Source organism: Primorskyibacter flagellatus (genome assembly GCF_014638275.1).
Lineage (GTDB): Bacteria > Pseudomonadota > Alphaproteobacteria > Rhodobacterales > Rhodobacteraceae > Pseudooceanicola > Pseudooceanicola flagellatus_A.
On the sequence record NZ_BMFJ01000002.1, the window covers coordinates 1,006,579 to 1,025,670 of the forward strand.

The following is a 19,092-nucleotide window of genomic DNA, read 5'->3' on the forward strand; positions in this document are numbered from 1 at the left end:
TCGCTACGACCTGCACAGGGGGGCGCCGCGCAGCCGCAGACTGTCCGATCCGAACCGGTGCCGGTCCGGACCACCACTGCCGATCCCGCCCGCGACCCTGCGCTGGAGCCAACCGCTGAGTTCGGCCCGCCGCCCGGCGATACCCGCACCCAGCATGTTGCCACCAGACTCGACCCGCCGCCGGCCCCGGTCCCGGCAAGGCTGTCCGAACAGATCGCACACGCGGCCAGGACGCTCTCCGACGGGCCGGTCGAAATCACGCTTTCGCCAGAGGAACTGGGGCGCGTCCGCATGCATCTTCAGGTTTCCGACCAGGGTGTGACTGTGGTGATCGTCGCCGAACGGTCGGAAACGCTGGACCTCATGCGCCGGCATGGCGACCTCCTGACACGGGACATCGGTCGGCTGGGTCACGACAACGTTTCCCTGTCGTTCGGCGATCCGGGCAATCCAGGACACGCGCCGCGCGGGGGGCAGGGCGGGCCGTCCAATATTCAGGAGGCCGCCGACCCGGAAGGCGAGGACAGGCCAGCGTACTCTACCACGTCCGGCATGGACCTGAGATTGTAGGAGAGAGACATGGACATCGGCTCCGCGACAGCGGCTGCATCGAACGGGACCACCGCTGCCGGATCGCAGAAGGCAGTGATCAGCTCCGACTTCGAAACCTTCCTGAAGATGCTGTCGACACAGCTGAAGAATCAGGACCCGCTGAACCCCGTCGATTCCACCGACTACGCCACGCAACTGGCGACTTTTTCCTCGGTCGAACAACAGGTTCTGACGAACTCGCACCTGGAGGATCTTATCGGGCGTATCCAGCTTTCGGGGATGAGCGACCTCGCCGGGTGGGTCGGGATGCAGGCCCTGTCGACCGCGCCCGCGCAGTTCGACGGAAAACCGGTTGACCTGTCCATATCAGCCCCGGCGCGGGCAGACCGGGTAACGCTTGTGGTACGCGACGCATCGGGCAACACGATCTTCCGCGATGATCTGGAAGAGGGGCAGACCAGCTACGCGTGGGACGGCGAAATGGCATCCGGGGCGATCGCCGCGCCGGGCCGATACAGCTTCGAAGTGGAAAGCCGGCTGGAAGGCGAACTGATCTCCACCGAGGATGTCGCCAGCTACTCGCGGGTGACGGAGGCGCGCCGCTCGGGTGCGGACATCCTCCTTGTGGTGGAGGGCGGCGGTATGGTCATGGCTGCGTCCGTTACCGGCATCCGCGCGTGACGGTATTGCGCCTCCGGCTTGTCGGACGCTACGGCGTCCACTATGGCAACAGGACCGTTCTGGCCGGATTGCGACATGACCCTGACCCCAACCTCGCCGCCCGAAGCGCTTGTCGCCGCCGCTTCTGCGCATCCGGGAGTTTCGGAGGCGGGGGAATGGCAAGGTCTGTCGGGGGGGCGCACAAACCTGCTCTGGCAGGTCGGAACGGGTCCGGACTCGATTGTGGTCAAACTGTATCGCGCCGATGGTGCAACCCCGCTGTTTCCCAACGATCCGGCGGCGGAGTTTGTCGCCCTGACCGCGCTGGCCCCGGACCGACTGGCCCCGGAGCCGCTCGCGCAACTTTCGGGAACGTTCGGGCACGCCGTGATCTACCGCTTTCTCGAGGGGACCGCAGCCGTGCCGGACCCGGCCGGGCTGGCGCGTCTGCTAAGCCGCGTGCACGAACGCCCGCTCATCGCATCGTTGCGGACGGTACCCTCCGGCACACAGCAACTGCTCCGCCAGTCGGATGCCTTGGCCGCGCTGGTCCCCGATGCTCTGCCGAGGCGGTTTGCCGATCTCCGCCAGCACCTCGACCGGTCGGAGCCGGTGGTGTCCCCCGACCCGAAGTTCCTTCACGCCGATCCGGTCGGCGCCAATGTTGTCGCGACCCGGCACGGACCCGCGCTGATCGACTGGCAATGTCCCGGGACGGGCGACCCCTGCGAGGATCTGGCGATCGTCGTGTCGCCCTCGATGCGGTTGGCCTATCCGGGCGGCCTCCGTGACGAAGATATCCCGGCGTTCCTCGACGCCTACCCGGATCCTGACGTGACACGACGGTATCGCAAGTTGGCTCCGGTCTATCACATGCGGATGGCGGCCTATGCGCTGTGGTGCGATGCCACCGGTCGCGGAGGTGGCCATGCGGCGGTGACACTGGAGCTGGACGCGGCGGAGGCCGCGCTGTCCCCGATCAGGACAGGATGACGACCGCTATCAGGCTCAGCACAATCCCCGCGCCGAGCCCGCCGGAGAACCATAGCCAGCCCCCCGAACGCGGCTTCCGGGCAGACGCGTCGAGTTCGCTCATCTGACGCACCAGCGCGCGTTCGACCAGAACCGGCAGGCGCGGGCCAAAGCGGGCAAGCACCTCTGCCGTGCGGCCGAGGTCGCGGGCCAGCGCGCGGGGGCCGAGGTTGCGGCGGATGTAATCCTCGACCACCGGACGGGCGACTTCCCAGATGTTGATCTGGGGGGATAGCGACCGTGCGACGCCTTCGACCACGACCATGGTGCGCTGGAGGAGGATCAGTTCCGTCCGCGTTTCCATCCCGAAACGTTCAGTTACGTCAAAGAGATAGGACAGGAGCCGGCCCATGGAGATGCGAGTCGCGTCCATGCCGAAGATCGGTTCTCCGACAGCGCGCAGGGCACGGGCGAATTCGTCGACGTCCTGATCGGCGGGGACATAGCCTGCCTCGAAATGCACCAGCGCCACGCGCATGTAGTCGCGTTTGATGAAGCCGTAGAGGATCTCGGCATAGACCCGGCGTGTGTATTCGTCGATGTGCCCCATGATACCGAAGTCGTAAGCGATGATCGCCCCGTCCGCGGCAACCTTGAGATTGCCCTGATGCATGTCGCCATGGAAATAGCCGTCGCGCAGCGCGTGGTTCAGGAAAAGGGTCAGCACCCGTTCACCAAGCGCGTCGCGATCATGCCCGGCTGCATCCAGCGCGGCGTTGTCGCCAAGCGGCGCGCCCTCGGCCCAGGTCATCGTCATCACCCGGCGTCCGCTTTCCTGCCAGCGCACGGCGGGCAGCCGGAAACCATCGTCCCCTTCGGTATTCGACGCGAACGTGGAGGCGGAGGCGGCCTCGAGCCGCAGGTCCAGCTCTCCGCGCACGACGCCGTCGAAATGGGCGATGACCTCGCTTGGCCGCAGCCGGCGCGAGGCGGGGGAGAGGAATTCGATGATGGAGGCTGCGAGGTAGAAGGCGTCGATGTCGCGACGGAACGCGCGCTCGATACCAGGTCGCAAAACCTTGACCGCGACGTCCTCTCCGGTGGCGGCGAGACGGGCGTGATGGACCTGCGCGATGGAGGCAGCGGCGACCGGTTCGGAAAATTCAGAATAGATAGAATTGACTGAATGGCCGAGTTCCTCCTCCACCGTCCGACGTGCGACGGTCGTCGGGAACGGGGGCAGCTGGTCCTGCAGGACACGCAGTTGCCGGGCAAGGTCCTCTCCGACCAGGTCGGGGCGGGTGGACAGGACCTGACCGAATTTGATGTAGGCGGGGCCTAGGGCGGTCAGGGCGCGGGTCGCGGGGGGCATGGTGGGATCGCCGGGATGGCCCAGCCACTGGAACGGCCAGCCAACGATGCGCGCGGCCAGCCGCAGCAGGGGCGGCGCATCATAGGCGTCGAGCACGATCTTCATCGCGCCGGTCCGCTCCAGGGTGGCCCCTGTCCGGACCAGACGCCAGATGTTGTGCGGTCCGCGCATTCAGAGCTTCCAGCCGGAATGCAGTGCCGCAACGCCCATGGTCAGGTTGCGGTACTTCGCCTGTTCAAAACCCGCGGCGCGGACCATGCCGAGGAAGGTGTTCTGATCCGGGAAGCGGCGGATGGATTCCACGAGGTACTGGTAACTGTCCCGGTCCCCCGCAATCACCTGTCCCATGGCTGGGATCAGATTGAAGGAATAGCGGTCGTAAAGCCATTGCAAACCCGGCGTCGGAATTGTCGAAAACTCCAGAACCATCAGACGGCCACCGGGTTTCAGCACGCGGTAGGCTTCGCGCAGGGCATCCTCGGGCCGGGTCACGTTCCGGATCCCGAAGCTGATGGTGTAGACGTCAAAGCTCGCGTCGGCAAAGGGCAGGGCCATCGCGTCTCCGGTCACCCAGTCCAGGCTGTCGGCCATCTGCGCGGCCTCGGCCCGTCGCCGCCCCGCCACCAGCATGGGTTCGGTCAGGTCCAGCACCGTCGCGTGGCCGGACCCGGCCCGCCTGAGAAACCGGAAGGAGATGTCGCCCGTCCCCCCCGCCACGTCCAGCAACCGCTGTCCGGGACGCGGCGCAAGCCAGTCCATCATCGCATCCTTCCAGAGCCGGTGGATGCCAAGGCTCATCGCGTCGTTCATCACATCGTACTTCGATGCGACAGAGTTGAAGACGCCCTGCACCCGCCCGGCCTTTTCGGCCTCCGGGATGGTGTCAAAGCCGAAATGCGTGGTTTTCGGGTCGGTCATGGGCGGGGTTAACCTTGCCAAACAAAAGCCTCAGTTCCCTGCCATATCTGGGGGTGAGACACAAACCGTCAAATCGGCGCACGAAGGACCGAAGCGGTATGGAGCAGGTACAGGCCATCGTATTGCTGGCGCTGGCAATCCTCTTGCTGGCGGTGCTCATGCGCATGCACGGGCGGCTGGAGGCGTTTCCCGATTTCGACGGCAAGCCCGGCGAACGGTCGGTTCACCGTGTCGCCATCCCCCTGCGTATCGCCGTCGCCATGGTGTCGATGCTGGTTCTCCTCCGCACCGCCGAGGCCGCGCAGGAGTCGCGTGCCGCCCTTGTGCTGGGCCTGTCGCTGCTGCCCGTCTTTGCCTATGCCACGGCCTATTGCTGGCAGTTCCGCGCGGTACTGCGCGGCCACGACCTGACCCTGATGACCCCCGCATTCCGCACCCGCGATTACGATCTGACCCGCCTGACAGAGGTGCATGACGATCTGCCGGGCGCCTGCCTGCTGCGCTTCCAGGGTGGCCAAACCGCGTGGCTCGTGAAATATCTCAGCGGTCAGAGCACGCTGAGCCGCGCCATAGATGAGGCCCGGCCCTACTACTAGGTCCGCCATGCCCGAATTGCCCGAGGTCGAAACCGTTCGCACCGGCCTTGCCCCGGTGATGGAGGGGCAGGTGATCGCCAAGGCCCATGTCAACCGCCCCGACCTCCGCTGGCCCTTTCCCGAACGGATGGCCGAAAGGCTGACCGGCGCACGGGTGGAACGCCTGCGCCGACGGTCGAAATACATCCTCGCCGATCTCGACCGGGGAGAGACGCTGCTGATCCACCTCGGCATGTCGGGGCGCATGACGGTTTCGGGCGACCCGCTTGGCCGCTTCGTGCATGACCACCCGATGCCGGAAAAGCACGACCACGTCGTGTTCGACATGGAGAACGGCGCCCGCATCACCTTCAACGACACGCGCCGCTTCGGCGCGATGGACCTGATGCCGACGCTGGAGGCCGACCGGCATCCCCTGCTGGCCGCCCTTGGGCCCGAGCCGCTTGGCAATGCTTTCAACGAGGCCTATTTCACCGCCGCCGTGAAGACCCGGCGCACCCCGGTCAAGGCCGCGCTGCTGGATCAGAAGCTGGTTGCGGGGCTGGGGAACATCTACGTCTGCGAGGCGCTCTACCGCGCCCGCATCGCCCCGACCCGCCGCGCCGACCGCATCGGCCTGCCCCGTCTGGCAGCGCTGGTCCCGATTATCCGAGACGTGCTGGGAGAGGCGATCGCGGCGGGCGGATCCTCCCTGAAGGACTATCGTCAGGCGGACGGGGAACTGGGCTATTTCCAGCACAGCTTCGACGTCTACGGGCGCGAGGGCCAGCCCTGCCGCACCCCCGGCTGCGGGGGGACGATTCGGCGCACGGTGCAGTCGGGACGGTCGTCCTTCCATTGTCCGCAATGCCAAAGATGACTTGATCCGCAAGGCCATAGTGTTAGTGAATCGCCCCTAACGCTCACAACGGATTGGCCGATCACATGGCTTACGAGACGATCATCGTCGAAATCGAAGACTACGTTGCCACCATCAGACTGAACCGCCCGGACGCCATGAACGCGCTGAACGATCAGCTGTTCAAGGAACTGGCCGACGCCCTTGGCGCGGCGCAGGCGAACGAGAAGGTGCGCTGCATCGTCCTGACCGGGTCGGAGAAGTTCTTCGCCGCCGGGGCCGACATCAAGATGATGTCCGACCTGAGCTTTGTGGACGTTTTTGCCGGCGATCTCTTCACCCAGGACACCGCTGCGATCCTGCGCGTGCGCAAGCCGATCATTGCAGCCGTCGCAGGTTACGCCCTGGGCGGCGGCTGCGAACTGGCGATGATGTGCGATTTCATCATCGCCGGGGACAACGCCAAGTTCGGCCAGCCTGAAATCAACCTTGGCGTGGTCGCGGGCATCGGCGGCACGCAGCGCCTGACCCGGTTCGTCGGCAAATCGAAGGCGATGGACATGAACCTGACGGGCCGCTTCATGGACGCGGAGGAAGCCGAACGCGCCGGGCTCGTGTCCCGCGTGGTGCCGGTCAAGAAGCTGATGGAGGAGGCGCTGGCCGCCGCCGCCAAGATCTCTGAAAAGTCGATGATCACCGTCATGGCGGTGAAGGAGGCAGTCAACCGCTCCTACGAAACGACCCTGGCGGAGGGACTGCTGTTCGAACGCCGGGTGTTCAACGCCATGTTCGCGACGGACGACCAGAAGGAGGGCATGTCGGCCTTCCTCGAAAAACGCGAACCGCAGTTCCGCGACAAGTAGGACCGCGATCGGGGGGAGCCGATGGAGATTGCCGGAAAGGTCGCCGTCGTCACCGGCGGCGCACAGGGGATCGGGGCGGCCTTGGCGCGTGCGCTCCACAAGGCGGGCGCGGCCCATGTCTGCGTCTGCGACCTTGACGGCGCGGGCGCGGAGCGGGTCGCGGCAGAGATCGGCGGCACCGGGCTGCGCGTCGACGTGCGCGACGCCGCGGCCATCGCCGCGATGATCGACGCCGTGGAGGCGGCGCAGGGTCCCGTGGACCTCATGTGCTCCAACGCCGGGATCGCCAACGGGTTCGATCCGGCAGTGGTGAACGCGGCGGGCGCACCGGCCGACGAATGGCAGATGGCGTGGGAGGTCAACGTGATGGCCCATGTCCACGCTGCCAACGTTCTGGTGCCGCGCATGATCGCGCGCGGCGGCGGCTACTTCCTGCACACCGTCAGCGCCGCCGGTCTGCTGAGCCAGATCGGCAGCGCCACCTATTCCACGACCAAACATGCTGCCGTCGGCTTTGCCGAAAACCTCGCCATTTCGCACCGTGACGAGGGGATCCGCGTGTCGATCCTCTGCCCGCAGGGTGTCGCGACGCCGATGCTGTCCGGCATCGGTGGCGATGGTCCGCAGTCCGGCGACGGGGTCATGACGGCAGAGGCCGTGGCGGATTGCGCGCTGGAGGGGATCCGGGCGGAGCAGTTCCTGATCCTCCCGCATGAACAGGTCCGGGGCTACATGGAGGCCAAGGTCTCCAACTACGGCCGCTGGATCGGCGGCATGGCGAAGTTCCAGCGACAGTTCCGACGGTGAGCCGACGTTGGTCGGGCCTGCCGTACGTCATCCTCGGACTCGATCCGAGGCTTTTTCCCTGCTTCGCCCCTTGACCGGCAGATCCTCGGGTCGAGCCCGAGGATGACGGATCACGGGGTGGCCACCCACGCCTCCTGTCCAGCACCGCCCTGACACTCTCTCGCCCTTGGGCGAGGGGGGTGAGGGGGCGAAGGACTGCGTGCGGGGGAAGAACCACGTGAGAGGTCAGTAGCCTCCTTAACCCTTCGTAAAATCCGCCCCTGCCTTGCCGCGATACTTCACCGTCAACGCCTCCGGCACCTCCGATCCGTCGTAGAGGAACGGCAGGATCCCGACCCGCGCCGCCCGCCCGCGCATCTTCTCCAGATCACCTTCCGACCGCGTCACGCGTTGCGACATCCGCAGACCCCAGGCATGCAGATGTCCATAGAGCCGCTCCACCACCGCGGCGTAGGTCTCTTCCGCGCCGAGGTCGTGGAACTCTTCCGGATCGGTCTTCAGATCGAACAGCATGGGACGGAAACCGCCCTCTGCATGGATCAGCTTCCAGCGGCCGTCGAAGACCATGAACAGGCGCGCGTCTCGGCTGCTCAGCCCCAGAACGTCGCGCATCGGGGTGACGGAGTAGTCGTATTCGCTGATCACGACCTCGCGCCATGCCTCCGGCACCTCCCCCCGCAGAAACGGTAAAAGCGAGCGACCTTCGATGATATGCTCCGGCACCGCGCCGCCGGCGACCTCGACAAAGGTGGCGGCAAGGTCGATCGCCTCCACCAGTGCGTCGCAGGTGGTGCCGCGGGTCGCGTCGGCCTCTGCCCTCGGGTCATGGACGATCAGCGGGATCTTGACCGACTGCTGGTGGAACAGGTCCTTTTCGCCAAGCCAGTGATCGCCCAGATAGTCACCATGGTCCGAGGTCAGCACGATCATCGTGCTCTCCATCTGTCCGGTCTCTTCCAGATGGTCGAGGATGCGGCCAAGCTGGTCGTCGCACTGCCTGATAAGGCCCATGTAGGCCGGGATGACCTTTTCCCTCACCTCGTCGCGGGAAAACGACTGGCCGATCCTGTTGCCCATATAGGCGGCGTAGACGGGATGGGGATCGCGGCGCTCCTCCTCCGACCGGACGGCGGGCGGCACATCGCCGGGGCCGAACATGTCGTGATAGGGCGCGGGCACGATATAGGGCCAGTGCGGCTTGATGTAGGAGAGATGGGCACACCACGGCCCGTCCGCCGTCTTCAGGAAGTCGAGCGCGCGGTCGGTCAGCCAGGGTGTCTCGCTGTCCTCCTCCCGGACGTTGGCGGGCTTGTCGGCATTCCGGAAGAACCAGCCCGAGGCTATGTCGTCGCCCGAGATCCCGGCATTTGCAAAATCCTGCCACGGGTTGTCCGACGGATACCCCTTCTCCTTCAGGTATTCGTTGTAGGGCGACCGCTTGCGGTCGTAGAACCCGTCCGGCCCCTCTCCCCACAGTCCGTCGTCCCGCACCACCGCGTCGAAACCGCATTCCGACTGCCGCGCGCCGATCACCGTGTCCGCCGCAAGGCCGAGCCGCGCCATCCCCTCCGCATCCGCCACCATGTGGGTCTTGCCGATCAGGTAGCAGCCCATGCCGAGCGCACGCAGGTGGTCGCCCATGGTCATCTCTCCGACCCGGAGCGGATAGCCGTTCCACTGCGCCCCGTGGGATGACGCGTAGCGCCCGGTATAGAAGGACATGCGCGAGGACCCGCAGACCGGCGACTGCACATGCGCCTGCGTGAATCGGACGCCCATGGCCGCGACCCGGTCGAAGTTCGGAGTCTTCAGAACGGGATGACCGGCGCAGGACAGGTAATCGAAGCGCAGCTGGTCATACATGATGAAAAGGATGTTCATGGGCGGCCTCCCGCCGGAAAGGTTAATCAGGACTTCCGGCGGAGTCCAAGCCGTTGCGCCCGCGCGCCAGCCAGACCACCGTGACTGCCGCAACCACCAGCAGCGCCAGCGCGATCGGATGGCCAAGCAGGTTCACCGGGTTCGCGTCAAGGATCACCAGCGCCTGGCTGAGCGAACTTTCGAACCCCGCGCCGAGGAAGAAGGCGATGATGAAGACGATGACCGGATAGCCGAGAGCGGTCATCGCATAGCCGACCACGGCGGCGACCAGCATCAGCCCGACACCGAACAGACCGCCGGTCGAGAGATAGACGCCGATGAAGCAGAACAGCAGGGCGGAGGGGAAGATCACCGATTCCGGCGCCCGGATGACCCGCGCCCAGAGGCGGAGCGACAGCTGCCCGATCAGCAGGTTCATCAGATTTGCCATCAGCATCGCCCCGAACAGCCCGTAGATCAGCCGCCCCTGCGTCTGGAACAGCAGCGGCCCGGGCTGGATCCCGTGGATGTTGAAAGCCGAGATCAGCAGCGCCGCGCCGATTGAGCCGGGGATGCCGATGCCGAGCAGCGGGATCAGGTTCGCCCCCATGACGGCGGAGTTGGCGGATTCCGTCGCGGCGATGCCCCTCAGGTTGCCCTCGCCGAACGCCGGGCCATTGCCCGGGTCGCCCTTCTTCGCGGCGGCATAGGACATGTAGGCGGCGGCGGTCGACCCGATACCGGGGATCGCGCCCAGTACCGTGCCGATCAGCGCCCCGCGCGCCATGGCGAACCGGCAGGACCAGTATTCGGAGAAGCTTACCCGCTGCTCCGCGCCGCCGGCGCCTAGCGTGATTGTCGGCTGCGGTCCCGCCCGGCGGGCGGATGCGATGCGGCGGAAGATCTCGGCCACCGCCAGCATCCCGATCGCCACGGCGACCAGCGAGGCCCCGTCGTAAAGTTCGAAGTACCCGAAGTAGAAGCGCGGCGTCCCGTGTTCCGGGTCCAGCCCGACGGTCGCCAGCAGCAGTCCGGCGGCAGCGGCGATCAACCCCTTCACCAGCGAGTCCCCGATCAGTCCCGAGATGATGGAGAAGGCAAAGACCATCAGCGCGCAGATCTCCACCGGACCCATCTTCAGCGCGAGCCCGGCCAGCGGTGCGGCAAGGGTGATCAGCACGAGGTCCGACGCCGTGTCCCCGGTGACCGATGCGAAAAGCGCCATCCGCGTTGCCTTGACCGGCTTGCCCGACCTGGCCAGCGGATAGCCGTCCAGCGTCGTCGCCGCCGCGTCCGGCGTGCCCGGCGTGTTGATGAGAACGGCGGGAATGGCCCCCCCGAACAGCCCGCCCTTGTTGATCCCGACCAGGAAGGAAATCGCGACCAGCGGGTCCATGGCAAAGGTGAACGGGATCGCGATGGCCATGGCCATGATCGGCCCGATACCGGGTATCGCCCCGACCATCTGCCCCGCCGCTACACCAATCGCGACGAACAGCAGGTTCACCAGGGTGAAGGCGTCGGACAATCCGCCGAGGACGATGGAAAGTTCTGGCATGTCAGCGCCTTATGGAAGCGGCCGGCCAAGCAGCCAGACGACCACCAGCCAGGTGATCGCCGGGGCGCCCGCCACTGCGGCAAGGATCCAGACCGGCCGCCGTTCACCGATCAGCGCGACCAGCACGGCGGCGAAGACCGGCCCGGTGACGAGGAAGCCGAAGCGCCCCATCCCCCAGACCGCCGCCGCCGACAGCAGCGCGGTGATGGCGACGATCCCTGTCTCGTAAAAGTCCACCGCAACGCCCCCGCCCGCAAGCGCCGCCTGCACCAGTCCAAGCGCAAGCAGCGCCCAGGCACAGACCTTCGGCAGCGTGTCCGGTCGCATGAAGCCGTAGCTGACCGTTTCCGTATGTGCCGGGATCAGCCAGAGCAGCAGTGCCGCTCCGAACCCCGCGAAGGCGAGGCCGGAGAGGCGGTTGAGGAGTGGTGGTGTCACGGATGGTGTCCCGGGAGACGGGTTACTTGCCGAACAGCGTGCCGACGTTCTTCAGGCCGGCCTCGAGCATCATCTTCGTATCTTCGGGCCCGGCCATGGAGGGTTCGGTGTGCATGGTGTTCATGATCGCCTCCTTTGTCGCGTCAGAGGCCAGCGCGTCCGAGATCGCCTTGCTGATCGCCATCTTCGCCTCTTCCGGCAGTCCGGCGGGCGCGGCGATGTAGAACCACGGGTCGACATAGATGTCATGGCCCTGCTCCTGCACGGTGGCCGTGTCGGGCGCGTAGCTGTGGCGCGAGGCATTGGCGGAGGCGATCATCTTCAGCTCACCGCTTTCCAGGTAGGGGATATGCGCACCCGCGTTGAAGGCCGCGTCCACATGCCCGCCCAGAAGCTGCTGGAGCTCTTCGGCGGAGGATTTGGTGGAGACCAGCTTGAACCCGGCTTCGGTTTCCCCGTCGATGAAATTCATCAGCAGTTCCTGTGGCTTGGCATCGAATGCCACAAGCGCGCCGCCCTTTTCCTTGGAATAGGCGACCAGCCCGGCGAGGTCGTCGAATGGTGCATCCTTCTTCGCCACGATCGCCAGCTGAGCCAGCGCCACGGTGTTGAGATAGTCGAAGCTGGCTAGCTTGAACGGGATTTCGTCGGGTCGCACCGTCAGGTTGACCAGCACGGGCATGGTGACCCCCATGCCAAGCGTCATGCCGTCCGCCGGAACCGTGGCGAGCTGCGTGAACATGGCGATGCCGCCGCCGCCCGGCTTGTTCTCCACCACGATATTCCAGCCGGTCGCTTCGCCCATTTCTTTCGCAATGAGCCGGCCGAGCGTGTCGGTCTCTCCGCCCGCGCCGAAGCCGATCCACAGCTTCACGGGGCCCGAAGGTGACCAGTCGGCCAGCGCGACCCCGGCTGACAGGCAGGTGGCGGCCACGGCGGCCAGGAGTGTCTTGATCTTCATTGTCGTCTCCCTTGTTGAAGGTGCCGCGGTCCCTGCCGCGGCTGTTATGGTCTTGCCTGTTGAAATCGTGCCGGAGAGAGCTGCGCCGGGTCCAGGCCCGTTGCCGCAAGGGCGGGGTCCGTCGGCGCATCCGCGACCAGCTGCGCCGCCAGCCGGGCCAGCGCCGGGGCGGTCTGGATGCCGTAGCCGCCCTGTCCGGCCAGCCAGAAGAAGCCCTCCGCCTCCGCGTCGAACCCGCAGACCGGGCTGCGGTCCGGGGTGAAGGTCCTGAGGCCCGCCCAGGTCGATTCCACCCGCCGCACGTCCAGGTCGAACGCGGCGAGGACCCGGTCGATGGCGATGGCGATCTCGATCTCCTCGGGCCGGGAATCGCAGGGGTCGGAGGGGGTTTCGTTGGCCGGAGAGGCCAGGAGCATCCCCGCCTCTGGCTTGAGGTAGAACAGTTCCTCCGCGTCCACCGTCATCGGCAGACCGGCCGGATCGAACCCCGCGGGCGGGCGAAAGGTCACGGCAGACCGCCGCATCGGTGCCAGACCGACCGGTGTCAGGCCGGCCAGCGCCGCCACCCGGTCCGCCCAGGCCCCGGCGGCGTTGACGACGCACCCGGCCTCGATACTGCGCCCGCCCGCCTCCACCCGCCAGCCACCCGGCGTCTGTTCGAGTGCGGTCACGGGCGCGCCGGTCAGGACCTCTGCCCCGTTGGCGCGCGCGATCCGCAGATACCCCTGAAGCATGGCATGAACATCCATGTCCTGCGCATCCGCGTTCAGGAACCCGCCCGACGCATAGCCGGGCCGGATGATCGGGATCCGGCGCGCGATATCCTCCGCATCGAGCCAGCGCAGCAGGCCGGTGTCCTCCAGCCCGTCGAACATCGCCCGGAGCTCTGGCTCCTGGTCGGGGCGGGCGATGCGGATCAGGGTACGCGGGGTCAGCAGCGGCGCATCGCTGAACCCCTCGGGCGGTGCGGTCAGGAAAGGTTCGGAGGCCCGCGTCAGCGCCTGCACGACGACGTTGCCGTAGGTCTGTGCAAGGATCGCCGCCGACCGGCCGGTGGAATGGTAGCCGGGCTGGCCTTCCGTCTCTACCAGAACCGCGCTTCCGTGACGTGACAGCTCTGCCAGTGCAGAGACCCCGGCCATGCCGCCACCGACGACAAGGAAATCGTGGCCGACGCTTTTCCTCACTCTATATACCTGTCTACAATGGGTACCATGCCCCAAGCCTATCAGGCCGGGCGTGTCAGGTGAAGTGAATTTTTCCGATTGGAAAATTTCGGACGGGACGGCGACGGGTGATGCAGGACAGGGGCGAAGACAGGGCGGGTAGACCCCGCCCGGACGCGGAACAGAGTCGGTCCCAGATGGGCCAGCGGGTCAAGGACCTGCGGGAATCACGGGGCCTGACGTTACAGGCCCTGTCCGACCGCAGCGGACTTGCGATCTCCACGATCTCCAAGGTGGAGCGCGGTCTGATGGCCCCCACCTACGACCGGTTCTCGAACCTCGCACGCGGGCTTGGCGTGGACGTGTCCGAACTGTTCTCCACCCAGGGCGGGGCGTTCGAACATGGTACCATCGGCGTCGCCCGCGATACCGACTTCGGCTACCTTGAAACCGAGAACTACACTTACGAAATGCTCTTCCCCGATGTCCGTGGCAAGACCATGGTACCCATGCGAGGCACGTTGAAACCGCTGGAGAAAATGCGTTTCGACCGCATGGTCAGCCACCCGGGGGAGGAGTTCCTCATGGTGCTGGCAGGGCGCGTCGTGGTGCAGCTGGAAGGGGCGGAGGACGTGGTGCTCGACCAGGGGGATTCGATGTATTTCGACAGCGGCCGCGGTCATCTCTACGCCGCGGAGGGCGCGGAGGAGGCGCGTATCCTTGTCGTCTGTTCCGGCCTTGGCGACGACGGTGCGGAAACGCCTGCCGCGTAAGCAGCGAAGAAGCGACCCAACACGGTTGACTTTGCGGCGAGTCGGTCCTATCAGCGCGACTTCAGAACACCGAACCCCAAACCATGGGACGATAGACTTATGGCCAATACGCCTCAATCCAAGAAGCGCGCCCGTCAGATGGTTGCCCGCACGTCGGTCAACAAGGCGCGCCGCTCGCGCATCCGCACCTTCCTTCGCAAGGTGGAAGAGGCGATTGCGTCGGGTGACAAAAATGCGGCAAGCGCCGCCCTCCAGGCCGCCCAGCCCGAGCTGATGCGCGGTGTCTCCAAGGGCGTCGTTCACAAGAACACCGCGGCGCGCAAAATATCGCGCCTCGCATCGCGCGTGAAGGCCATCGCCTGAGCCGCCTGCGCAAGTAACTGAAGATTAAAGGGCGCCGGGAAACCGGCGCCCTTTCGCTTTGTGGCGCTTCTGCCACCGCCCCGAGATTCGATTTCACCCAAGCCCGAGTCAAGCGCTTCTTGGCGTTGCGCGCCTCGCGCACCAGTTGCTAGGTTCACTCAAGCGATTCACGTCGTCTTGGGGGGCACAGCAGTCCGGGATCGGCCATCGGGGTTACAGAAGCTCTTTTCTGCAGGAGTTTCGGGCACCGAAGCGGCGAAACCGTTCTGATCTGGGCAGGCGGAATCTGCAGCCTTGGGTTGAGCGGTCGGGGAAAAACTCCGCTCCATTTGCTGCAGGTCCACAAGTAGACCGCAACACCGGTTGCGCCGTTCCTGCTGCGGGGACGGCCATGGGTGCGGTTTGCCTCGGGACTACGGTCTTGCACACCGCCGCGGAACGTCCGTGGTCGGCAAAGTCATGTTGGCATTATAAAAACCTGGGGGCGAAGGGCAAATGACTAAGGATCAGTGGGGCGCGGTAAAGGCGAAGTTGCTTCAGAACGTGGGGCAGAACAATTACCGGAACTGGATCGAGCCGCTGATCTTCGATCGCACCGAGGAAGGCACCGCCGTCATCGGCGCGCCGAATTCCTGGGCCGGTACCTATGTTGCCCGAAATTTCGGCGATCTGATTCTGGGTGAGGTCTCGGCCGTGAATTCCGAGGTCCGTCGTCTCGAATTCATCGTCAAGAAGGCCGCCAACGACAACGCCCCCGAACCGGCCCGTCCTGCGCAGATGGAGGTCGAACCCGTGTCCTCCGCGCAGACCGTGACCGCCACGAAACCCGCCGCTGCGCAGAGCCCGGCGAAGACCGCGCTCGACACCATGCTGCAGGCCGCGCCGCTGGATCCGCGCTTCACCTTCGATCGTTTTGTCGTGGGCAAGCCGAACGAACTGGCCCACGCCGCCGCCCGCCGGGTGGCCGAGGGCGGGCCGGTCACCTTCAACCCGCTGTTCCTTTACGGCGGCGTCGGGCTCGGCAAGACGCACCTGATGCACGCGATCGCCTGGGAGCTGCAGACCAACCGGCCCGACCTGACCGTCGTCTACCTGTCCGCCGAACAGTTCATGTACCGCTTCGTGCAGGCGATCCGCGAACGCCGCACGATGGACTTCAAATCGCTGTTCCGCACCGTCGACGTGCTGATGGTGGATGACGTCCAGTTCATTGCCGGCAAGGACTCCACCCAGGAGGAGTTTTTCCACACGTTCAACGCGCTGGTGGATCAGAACAAGCAGATCATCATCTCGGGCGACCGTGCGCCGGGCGAGATGACCGACATGGAGGAACGCATCCGCTCGCGCATGCAGTGCGGTCTGATCGTCGACCTTCACCCGACCGATTACGAACTGCGTCTCGGCATCCTGCAAAGCAAGGTGGACACGCACCGCGCCCAGTATCCGGACCTCAAGATGGCACCGGGCGTGCTGGAATTCCTCGCGCACCGCATTTCGACCAACGTGCGGGTGCTGGAAGGCGCTCTGACCCGGCTTTTCGCCTTCTCGTCCCTCGTCGGCCGCGAGATCACGCTGGACCTGACGCAGGAATGCCTGGCCGACATCCTCCGCGTCTCCGAGCGCAAGATCACGGTTGAGGAGATCCAGCGCAAGGTGGCCGAACACTACAACATCCGCATGTCCGACCTGATCGGCCCGAAACGTGTCAGGACATATGCCAGGCCCCGGCAGGTTGCGATGTATCTGGCGAAAATCCTGACCGCCCGGTCCCTGCCGGAAATCGGTCGCCGCTTCGGGGGCCGCGACCACACCACGGTGATCCACGGCGTGCGCCGGATCGAGGAACTGAAGGCCCAGGACGGCCAGATCGCCGAAGACGTGGAAATGCTGCGCCGCGCGCTCGAGGCCTGAGACCGCCGCTTCGGACGCCACCGCCGGGGCAGGGACCACGCCACAGTCCCCGCCCGGCTTGACGCTCTGGCCAATCCCGCCCAAAAAAGCCAAGAAACCGCTTGTGCGGACGTGGGAAACGGGTAGCTTTCCGGTCCCGGCGCCCGTCAGGCGCACAGGCTAGGCCAACCTCGGACAGGAGTCAGGGCATATGAAGATCAGCATCGAACGCGCCGCTCTGCTCAAGGCCGTCAGCCAGGCGCAGTCGGTTGTCGAACGCCGCAATACCATTCCGATCCTCGCCAACGTCCTGATCGAGGCCGAGGGCAACGAGGTCCAGTTCCGCGCCACCGACCTGGACATCGAGGTGGTCGACAAGGCCCCCGCCATGGTCGAACGCGCCGGGGCGACCACCGTGTCCGCCGTCACCCTGCACGAAATCGTCCGCAAGCTGCCCGAAGGCGCGCTGGTCACCCTGTCCGAGGACGGCGCCGCGGGGCGGCTTACGGTGGCTGCGGGGCGGTCGAACTTCAACCTCGCGACGCTGCCGAAGGATGATTTCCCGGTGATGGCGTCGTCGGAATACGCATCGAACTTCTCCGCTTCCGCCCCGGTGCTGAGGCGGCTGTTCGACAAGTCGAAATTCGCGATCTCGACCGAGGAGACCCGCTATTACCTGAACGGCGTCTACATGCACGTCGCGGAATCCGAAGAGGGCCGCAAGCTGCGCTGCGTCGCCACCGACGGTCACCGGCTGGCCCGGATCGACGCCGACCTGCCCGAGGGCGCGGAGGCCATGCCCGGCGTCATCGTCCCCCGCAAGACGGTCGGCGAACTGCGCAAGCTGCTGGACGACGACGAAACAAAGGTCGCCGTGTCGGTGTCCGAAACCAAGGTGCGTTTCGCCACACCCGAGATCACCCTGACTTCCAAGGTCATCGACGGCACCTTCCCGGACTACACCCGGGTGATCCCGCAGGGAAACACCCGCAAGATGGAGGTCGACGCGAGCGATTTCGCCAAGGCGGTCGACCGGGTCGCGACGGTATCCTCGGAACGATCCCGCGCGGTGAAGCTGGCGCTGGACGAAGACCGGCTGGTCCTGTCGGTCAACGCCCCCGACAGCGGCGCGGCGGAGGAAGAGCTGGCCGTGGCCTATGGCGACGAACGGCTTGAGATCGGCTTCAACGCGAAATACCTGCTCGAGATCGCCTCGCAGGTGGATCGCGAGAATGCCGTGTTCCTGTTCAACACCGCAGGCGATCCGACCCTGATGCGCGAAGGCAACGACACCTCTGCGGTCTACGTGGTCATGCCGATGCGCGTCTGAGAAGGCCGCGGACGCGGCCTGCCTCCGGCGGGAGTATTTCTGGCAAGATGAAGATGGGGGACGCATGGGACGGCTCTGTCTGACCCGGCTGACCCTGTCGCATTTCCGGTCCTGGCGGCGGGCCGAGGTTACCTGCGACGGGCGCCCGGTGGCGATCTACGGGGCCAACGGGGCGGGCAAGACCTCGTTGCTCGAGGCGGTATCGATGTTTTCCCCCGGGCGCGGACTGCGGCGCGCGGCGGCGGAGGACCTGATCCGGCGGCCCCAGGGGCTCGGCTGGAAGCTGACCGGCGTGCTGCGGTCGCTGCATCAGATGCATGAGCTTGAGAGCATGGCGGAACCGGGCACGGCGCGCACCGTCCGGATCGACGGCAAGGCGGCGGCGCAGGCGGGACTGGGCCGGGTGGCGCGGGTGCTCTGGCTGGTACCGTCGATGGACCGCCTGTGGATCGAAGGCGCGGAGGGTCGGCGGCGGTTCCTCGACCGGATGGTGCTGAGCCTGCTGCCGGATCACGCGGAGGTCTCTGTCGCCTACGAACGCGCGATGCGGGAACGCAACCGGCTGTTAAAGGACATGGTGCGGGACGATCACTGGTACGTCGCACTTGAATCGCAGATGGCGGAGGCCGGTGCGCGCATCACCGCGAACCGCGCCGCCGCGCTGGAGATGATCGCCGCGGCGACAGAAGGCGCGGCGACCGCCTTTCCCGCCCCCGATCTGGCGCTGTCCCATGCAGAGGGTGATCTGCCGGAGGACGAAGCCGGCCTGCGCGGGGCACTGGCGGCAGGGCGGCGGCGCGACCTTGCCGCGGGGCGCACGCTGATCGGGCCGCACCGTGTCGACCTCGAGGCGCACTGGATGGACAAGGGGATCGCGGCGAAGGACGCTTCCACCGGGGAACAGAAAGCGCTGCTGATCTCGCTGATCCTGGCCAATGCGCGGGCGCTGTCCGGCGACTTCGGCGCGCCGCCGATCCTCCTGCTGGACGAGGTCGCAGCCCACCTTGACGCCACCCGCCGCGCCGCCCTTTATGACGAGGTCTGCGCCCTCGGTGCGCAGGCCTGGATGACCGGCACGGGGGCGGAGCTGTTCGCGGAGCTGGGCGACCGGGCGCAGCATCTGCATGTATCGGACGAAGACGGCGAAAGCCGGCTTGAGGAGGAAACGCCATGAC

General features: G+C 66.1%; 19 protein-coding genes. 12 read left to right on the plus strand and 7 right to left on the minus strand.

All coding sequences use genetic code 11. From position 1 onward, the window contains the following. Positions 1–57: 57 nt before the first annotated feature. From IEV87_RS19235 to IEV87_RS19245, 3 genes are all read left to right on the plus strand, one after another. Positions 58–570 carry a flagellar hook-length control protein FliK gene (locus IEV87_RS19235; protein ID WP_188479433.1) on the plus strand — a complete coding sequence of 171 codons (513 nt, stop codon included), beginning with the start codon at positions 58–60 and terminating at the stop codon, positions 568–570. Between the two features lie 9 nt (positions 571–579). Further along, the gene (locus IEV87_RS19240; RefSeq protein ID WP_188479434.1) at positions 580–1,233 is read left to right on the plus strand and encodes a flagellar hook capping FlgD N-terminal domain-containing protein; all 654 of its coding nucleotides are present in this window, start codon (positions 580–582) and stop codon (positions 1,231–1,233) included. 75 nt (positions 1,234–1,308) lie between these two features. Continuing rightward, positions 1,309–2,205, plus strand: a complete 897-nt coding sequence (locus IEV87_RS19245; protein WP_188479435.1) for an aminoglycoside phosphotransferase family protein — start codon at positions 1,309–1,311, stop codon at positions 2,203–2,205. Here IEV87_RS19245 and ubiB read toward each other — a convergent pair. Both ubiB and ubiE read right to left on the minus strand, forming a co-directional pair. After that, positions 2,192–3,727 (minus strand): 2-polyprenylphenol 6-hydroxylase, encoded by a 1,536-nt coding sequence (gene ubiB, locus IEV87_RS19250; RefSeq protein WP_188479436.1) that lies wholly within the window; start codon positions 3,725–3,727, stop codon positions 2,192–2,194. The genes IEV87_RS19245 and ubiB overlap by 14 nt on opposite strands. Next, entirely contained in the window at positions 3,728–4,474 is a 747-nt protein-coding gene (ubiE, locus tag IEV87_RS19255; protein WP_188479437.1) for a bifunctional demethylmenaquinone methyltransferase/2-methoxy-6-polyprenyl-1,4-benzoquinol methylase UbiE, read from the minus strand. Between the two features lie 98 nt (positions 4,475–4,572). Here ubiE and IEV87_RS19260 point away from each other — a divergent pair, with 98 nt between their 5' ends. The 4 genes from IEV87_RS19260 to IEV87_RS19275 all read left to right on the plus strand — a co-directional run bounded on the left by IEV87_RS19260 (position 4,573) and on the right by IEV87_RS19275 (position 7,578). After that, positions 4,573–5,070 (plus strand): hypothetical protein, encoded by a 498-nt coding sequence (locus IEV87_RS19260; RefSeq protein WP_188479438.1) that lies wholly within the window; start codon positions 4,573–4,575, stop codon positions 5,068–5,070. A 7-nt stretch (positions 5,071–5,077) separates the two neighbouring features. Continuing rightward, positions 5,078–5,929 carry a bifunctional DNA-formamidopyrimidine glycosylase/DNA-(apurinic or apyrimidinic site) lyase gene (gene mutM, locus IEV87_RS19265; RefSeq protein ID WP_188479439.1) on the plus strand — a complete coding sequence of 284 codons (852 nt, stop codon included), beginning with the start codon at positions 5,078–5,080 and terminating at the stop codon, positions 5,927–5,929. Positions 5,930–5,994: 65 nt separating this feature from the next. Next, the gene (locus IEV87_RS19270) at positions 5,995–6,771 is read left to right on the plus strand and encodes an enoyl-CoA hydratase (RefSeq protein ID WP_188479440.1); all 777 of its coding nucleotides are present in this window, start codon (positions 5,995–5,997) and stop codon (positions 6,769–6,771) included. Between the two features lie 21 nt (positions 6,772–6,792). Then, positions 6,793–7,578 (plus strand): SDR family oxidoreductase, encoded by a 786-nt coding sequence (locus IEV87_RS19275; RefSeq protein ID WP_188479441.1) that lies wholly within the window; start codon positions 6,793–6,795, stop codon positions 7,576–7,578. Positions 7,579–7,815: 237 nt separating this feature from the next. Here IEV87_RS19275 and IEV87_RS19280 read toward each other — a convergent pair whose 3' ends face one another. From IEV87_RS19280 to IEV87_RS19300, 5 genes are read right to left on the minus strand one after another with little or no spacing between them, the layout of a single operon-like run. Continuing rightward, positions 7,816–9,459 carry an alkaline phosphatase family protein gene (locus IEV87_RS19280; RefSeq protein ID WP_188479442.1) on the minus strand — a complete coding sequence of 548 codons (1,644 nt, stop codon included), beginning with the start codon at positions 9,457–9,459 and terminating at the stop codon, positions 7,816–7,818. Positions 9,460–9,481: 22 nt separating this feature from the next. Beyond that, on the minus strand, positions 9,482–10,996 hold the full coding sequence (locus IEV87_RS19285) for a tripartite tricarboxylate transporter permease (protein WP_188479443.1): 1,515 nt from the start codon (positions 10,994–10,996) through the stop codon (positions 9,482–9,484). A 9-nt stretch (positions 10,997–11,005) separates the two neighbouring features. Further along, complete coding sequence (locus IEV87_RS19290; protein ID WP_188479444.1) at positions 11,006–11,434, minus strand: tripartite tricarboxylate transporter TctB family protein; 429 nt, start codon at positions 11,432–11,434, stop codon at positions 11,006–11,008. Between the two features lie 22 nt (positions 11,435–11,456). Further along, complete coding sequence (locus IEV87_RS19295) at positions 11,457–12,395, minus strand: tripartite tricarboxylate transporter substrate binding protein (RefSeq protein WP_188479445.1); 939 nt, start codon at positions 12,393–12,395, stop codon at positions 11,457–11,459. Between the two features lie 44 nt (positions 12,396–12,439). After that, complete coding sequence (locus tag IEV87_RS19300; protein ID WP_229737702.1) at positions 12,440–13,582, minus strand: NAD(P)/FAD-dependent oxidoreductase; 1,143 nt, start codon at positions 13,580–13,582, stop codon at positions 12,440–12,442. Between the two features lie 176 nt (positions 13,583–13,758). On the opposite strand from IEV87_RS19300, the gene IEV87_RS19305 reads away from it, so the two are divergent. The 5 genes from IEV87_RS19305 (at position 13,759) to recF (ending at position 19,091) form a co-directional block, all read left to right on the plus strand. After that, positions 13,759–14,334, plus strand: coding sequence for a helix-turn-helix domain-containing protein (locus tag IEV87_RS19305; RefSeq protein ID WP_229737704.1), 576 nt, complete (start codon positions 13,759–13,761; stop codon positions 14,332–14,334). Between the two features lie 99 nt (positions 14,335–14,433). Continuing rightward, a complete protein-coding gene (rpsT, locus tag IEV87_RS19310) occupies positions 14,434–14,697 on the plus strand; it encodes a 30S ribosomal protein S20 (protein ID WP_188479447.1) in 264 nt (87 codons plus the stop codon). 495 nt (positions 14,698–15,192) lie between these two features. Continuing rightward, a complete protein-coding gene (dnaA, locus tag IEV87_RS19315; protein ID WP_188479448.1) occupies positions 15,193–16,608 on the plus strand; it encodes a chromosomal replication initiator protein DnaA in 1,416 nt (471 codons plus the stop codon). A 190-nt stretch (positions 16,609–16,798) separates the two neighbouring features. Next, positions 16,799–17,917 carry a DNA polymerase III subunit beta gene (dnaN, locus tag IEV87_RS19320; RefSeq protein WP_188479449.1) on the plus strand — a complete coding sequence of 373 codons (1,119 nt, stop codon included), beginning with the start codon at positions 16,799–16,801 and terminating at the stop codon, positions 17,915–17,917. 64 nt (positions 17,918–17,981) lie between these two features. Further along, entirely contained in the window at positions 17,982–19,091 is a 1,110-nt protein-coding gene (gene recF, locus IEV87_RS19325; RefSeq protein WP_188479450.1) for a DNA replication/repair protein RecF, read from the plus strand. The last annotated feature ends 1 nt before the right edge of the window (position 19,092 follow it).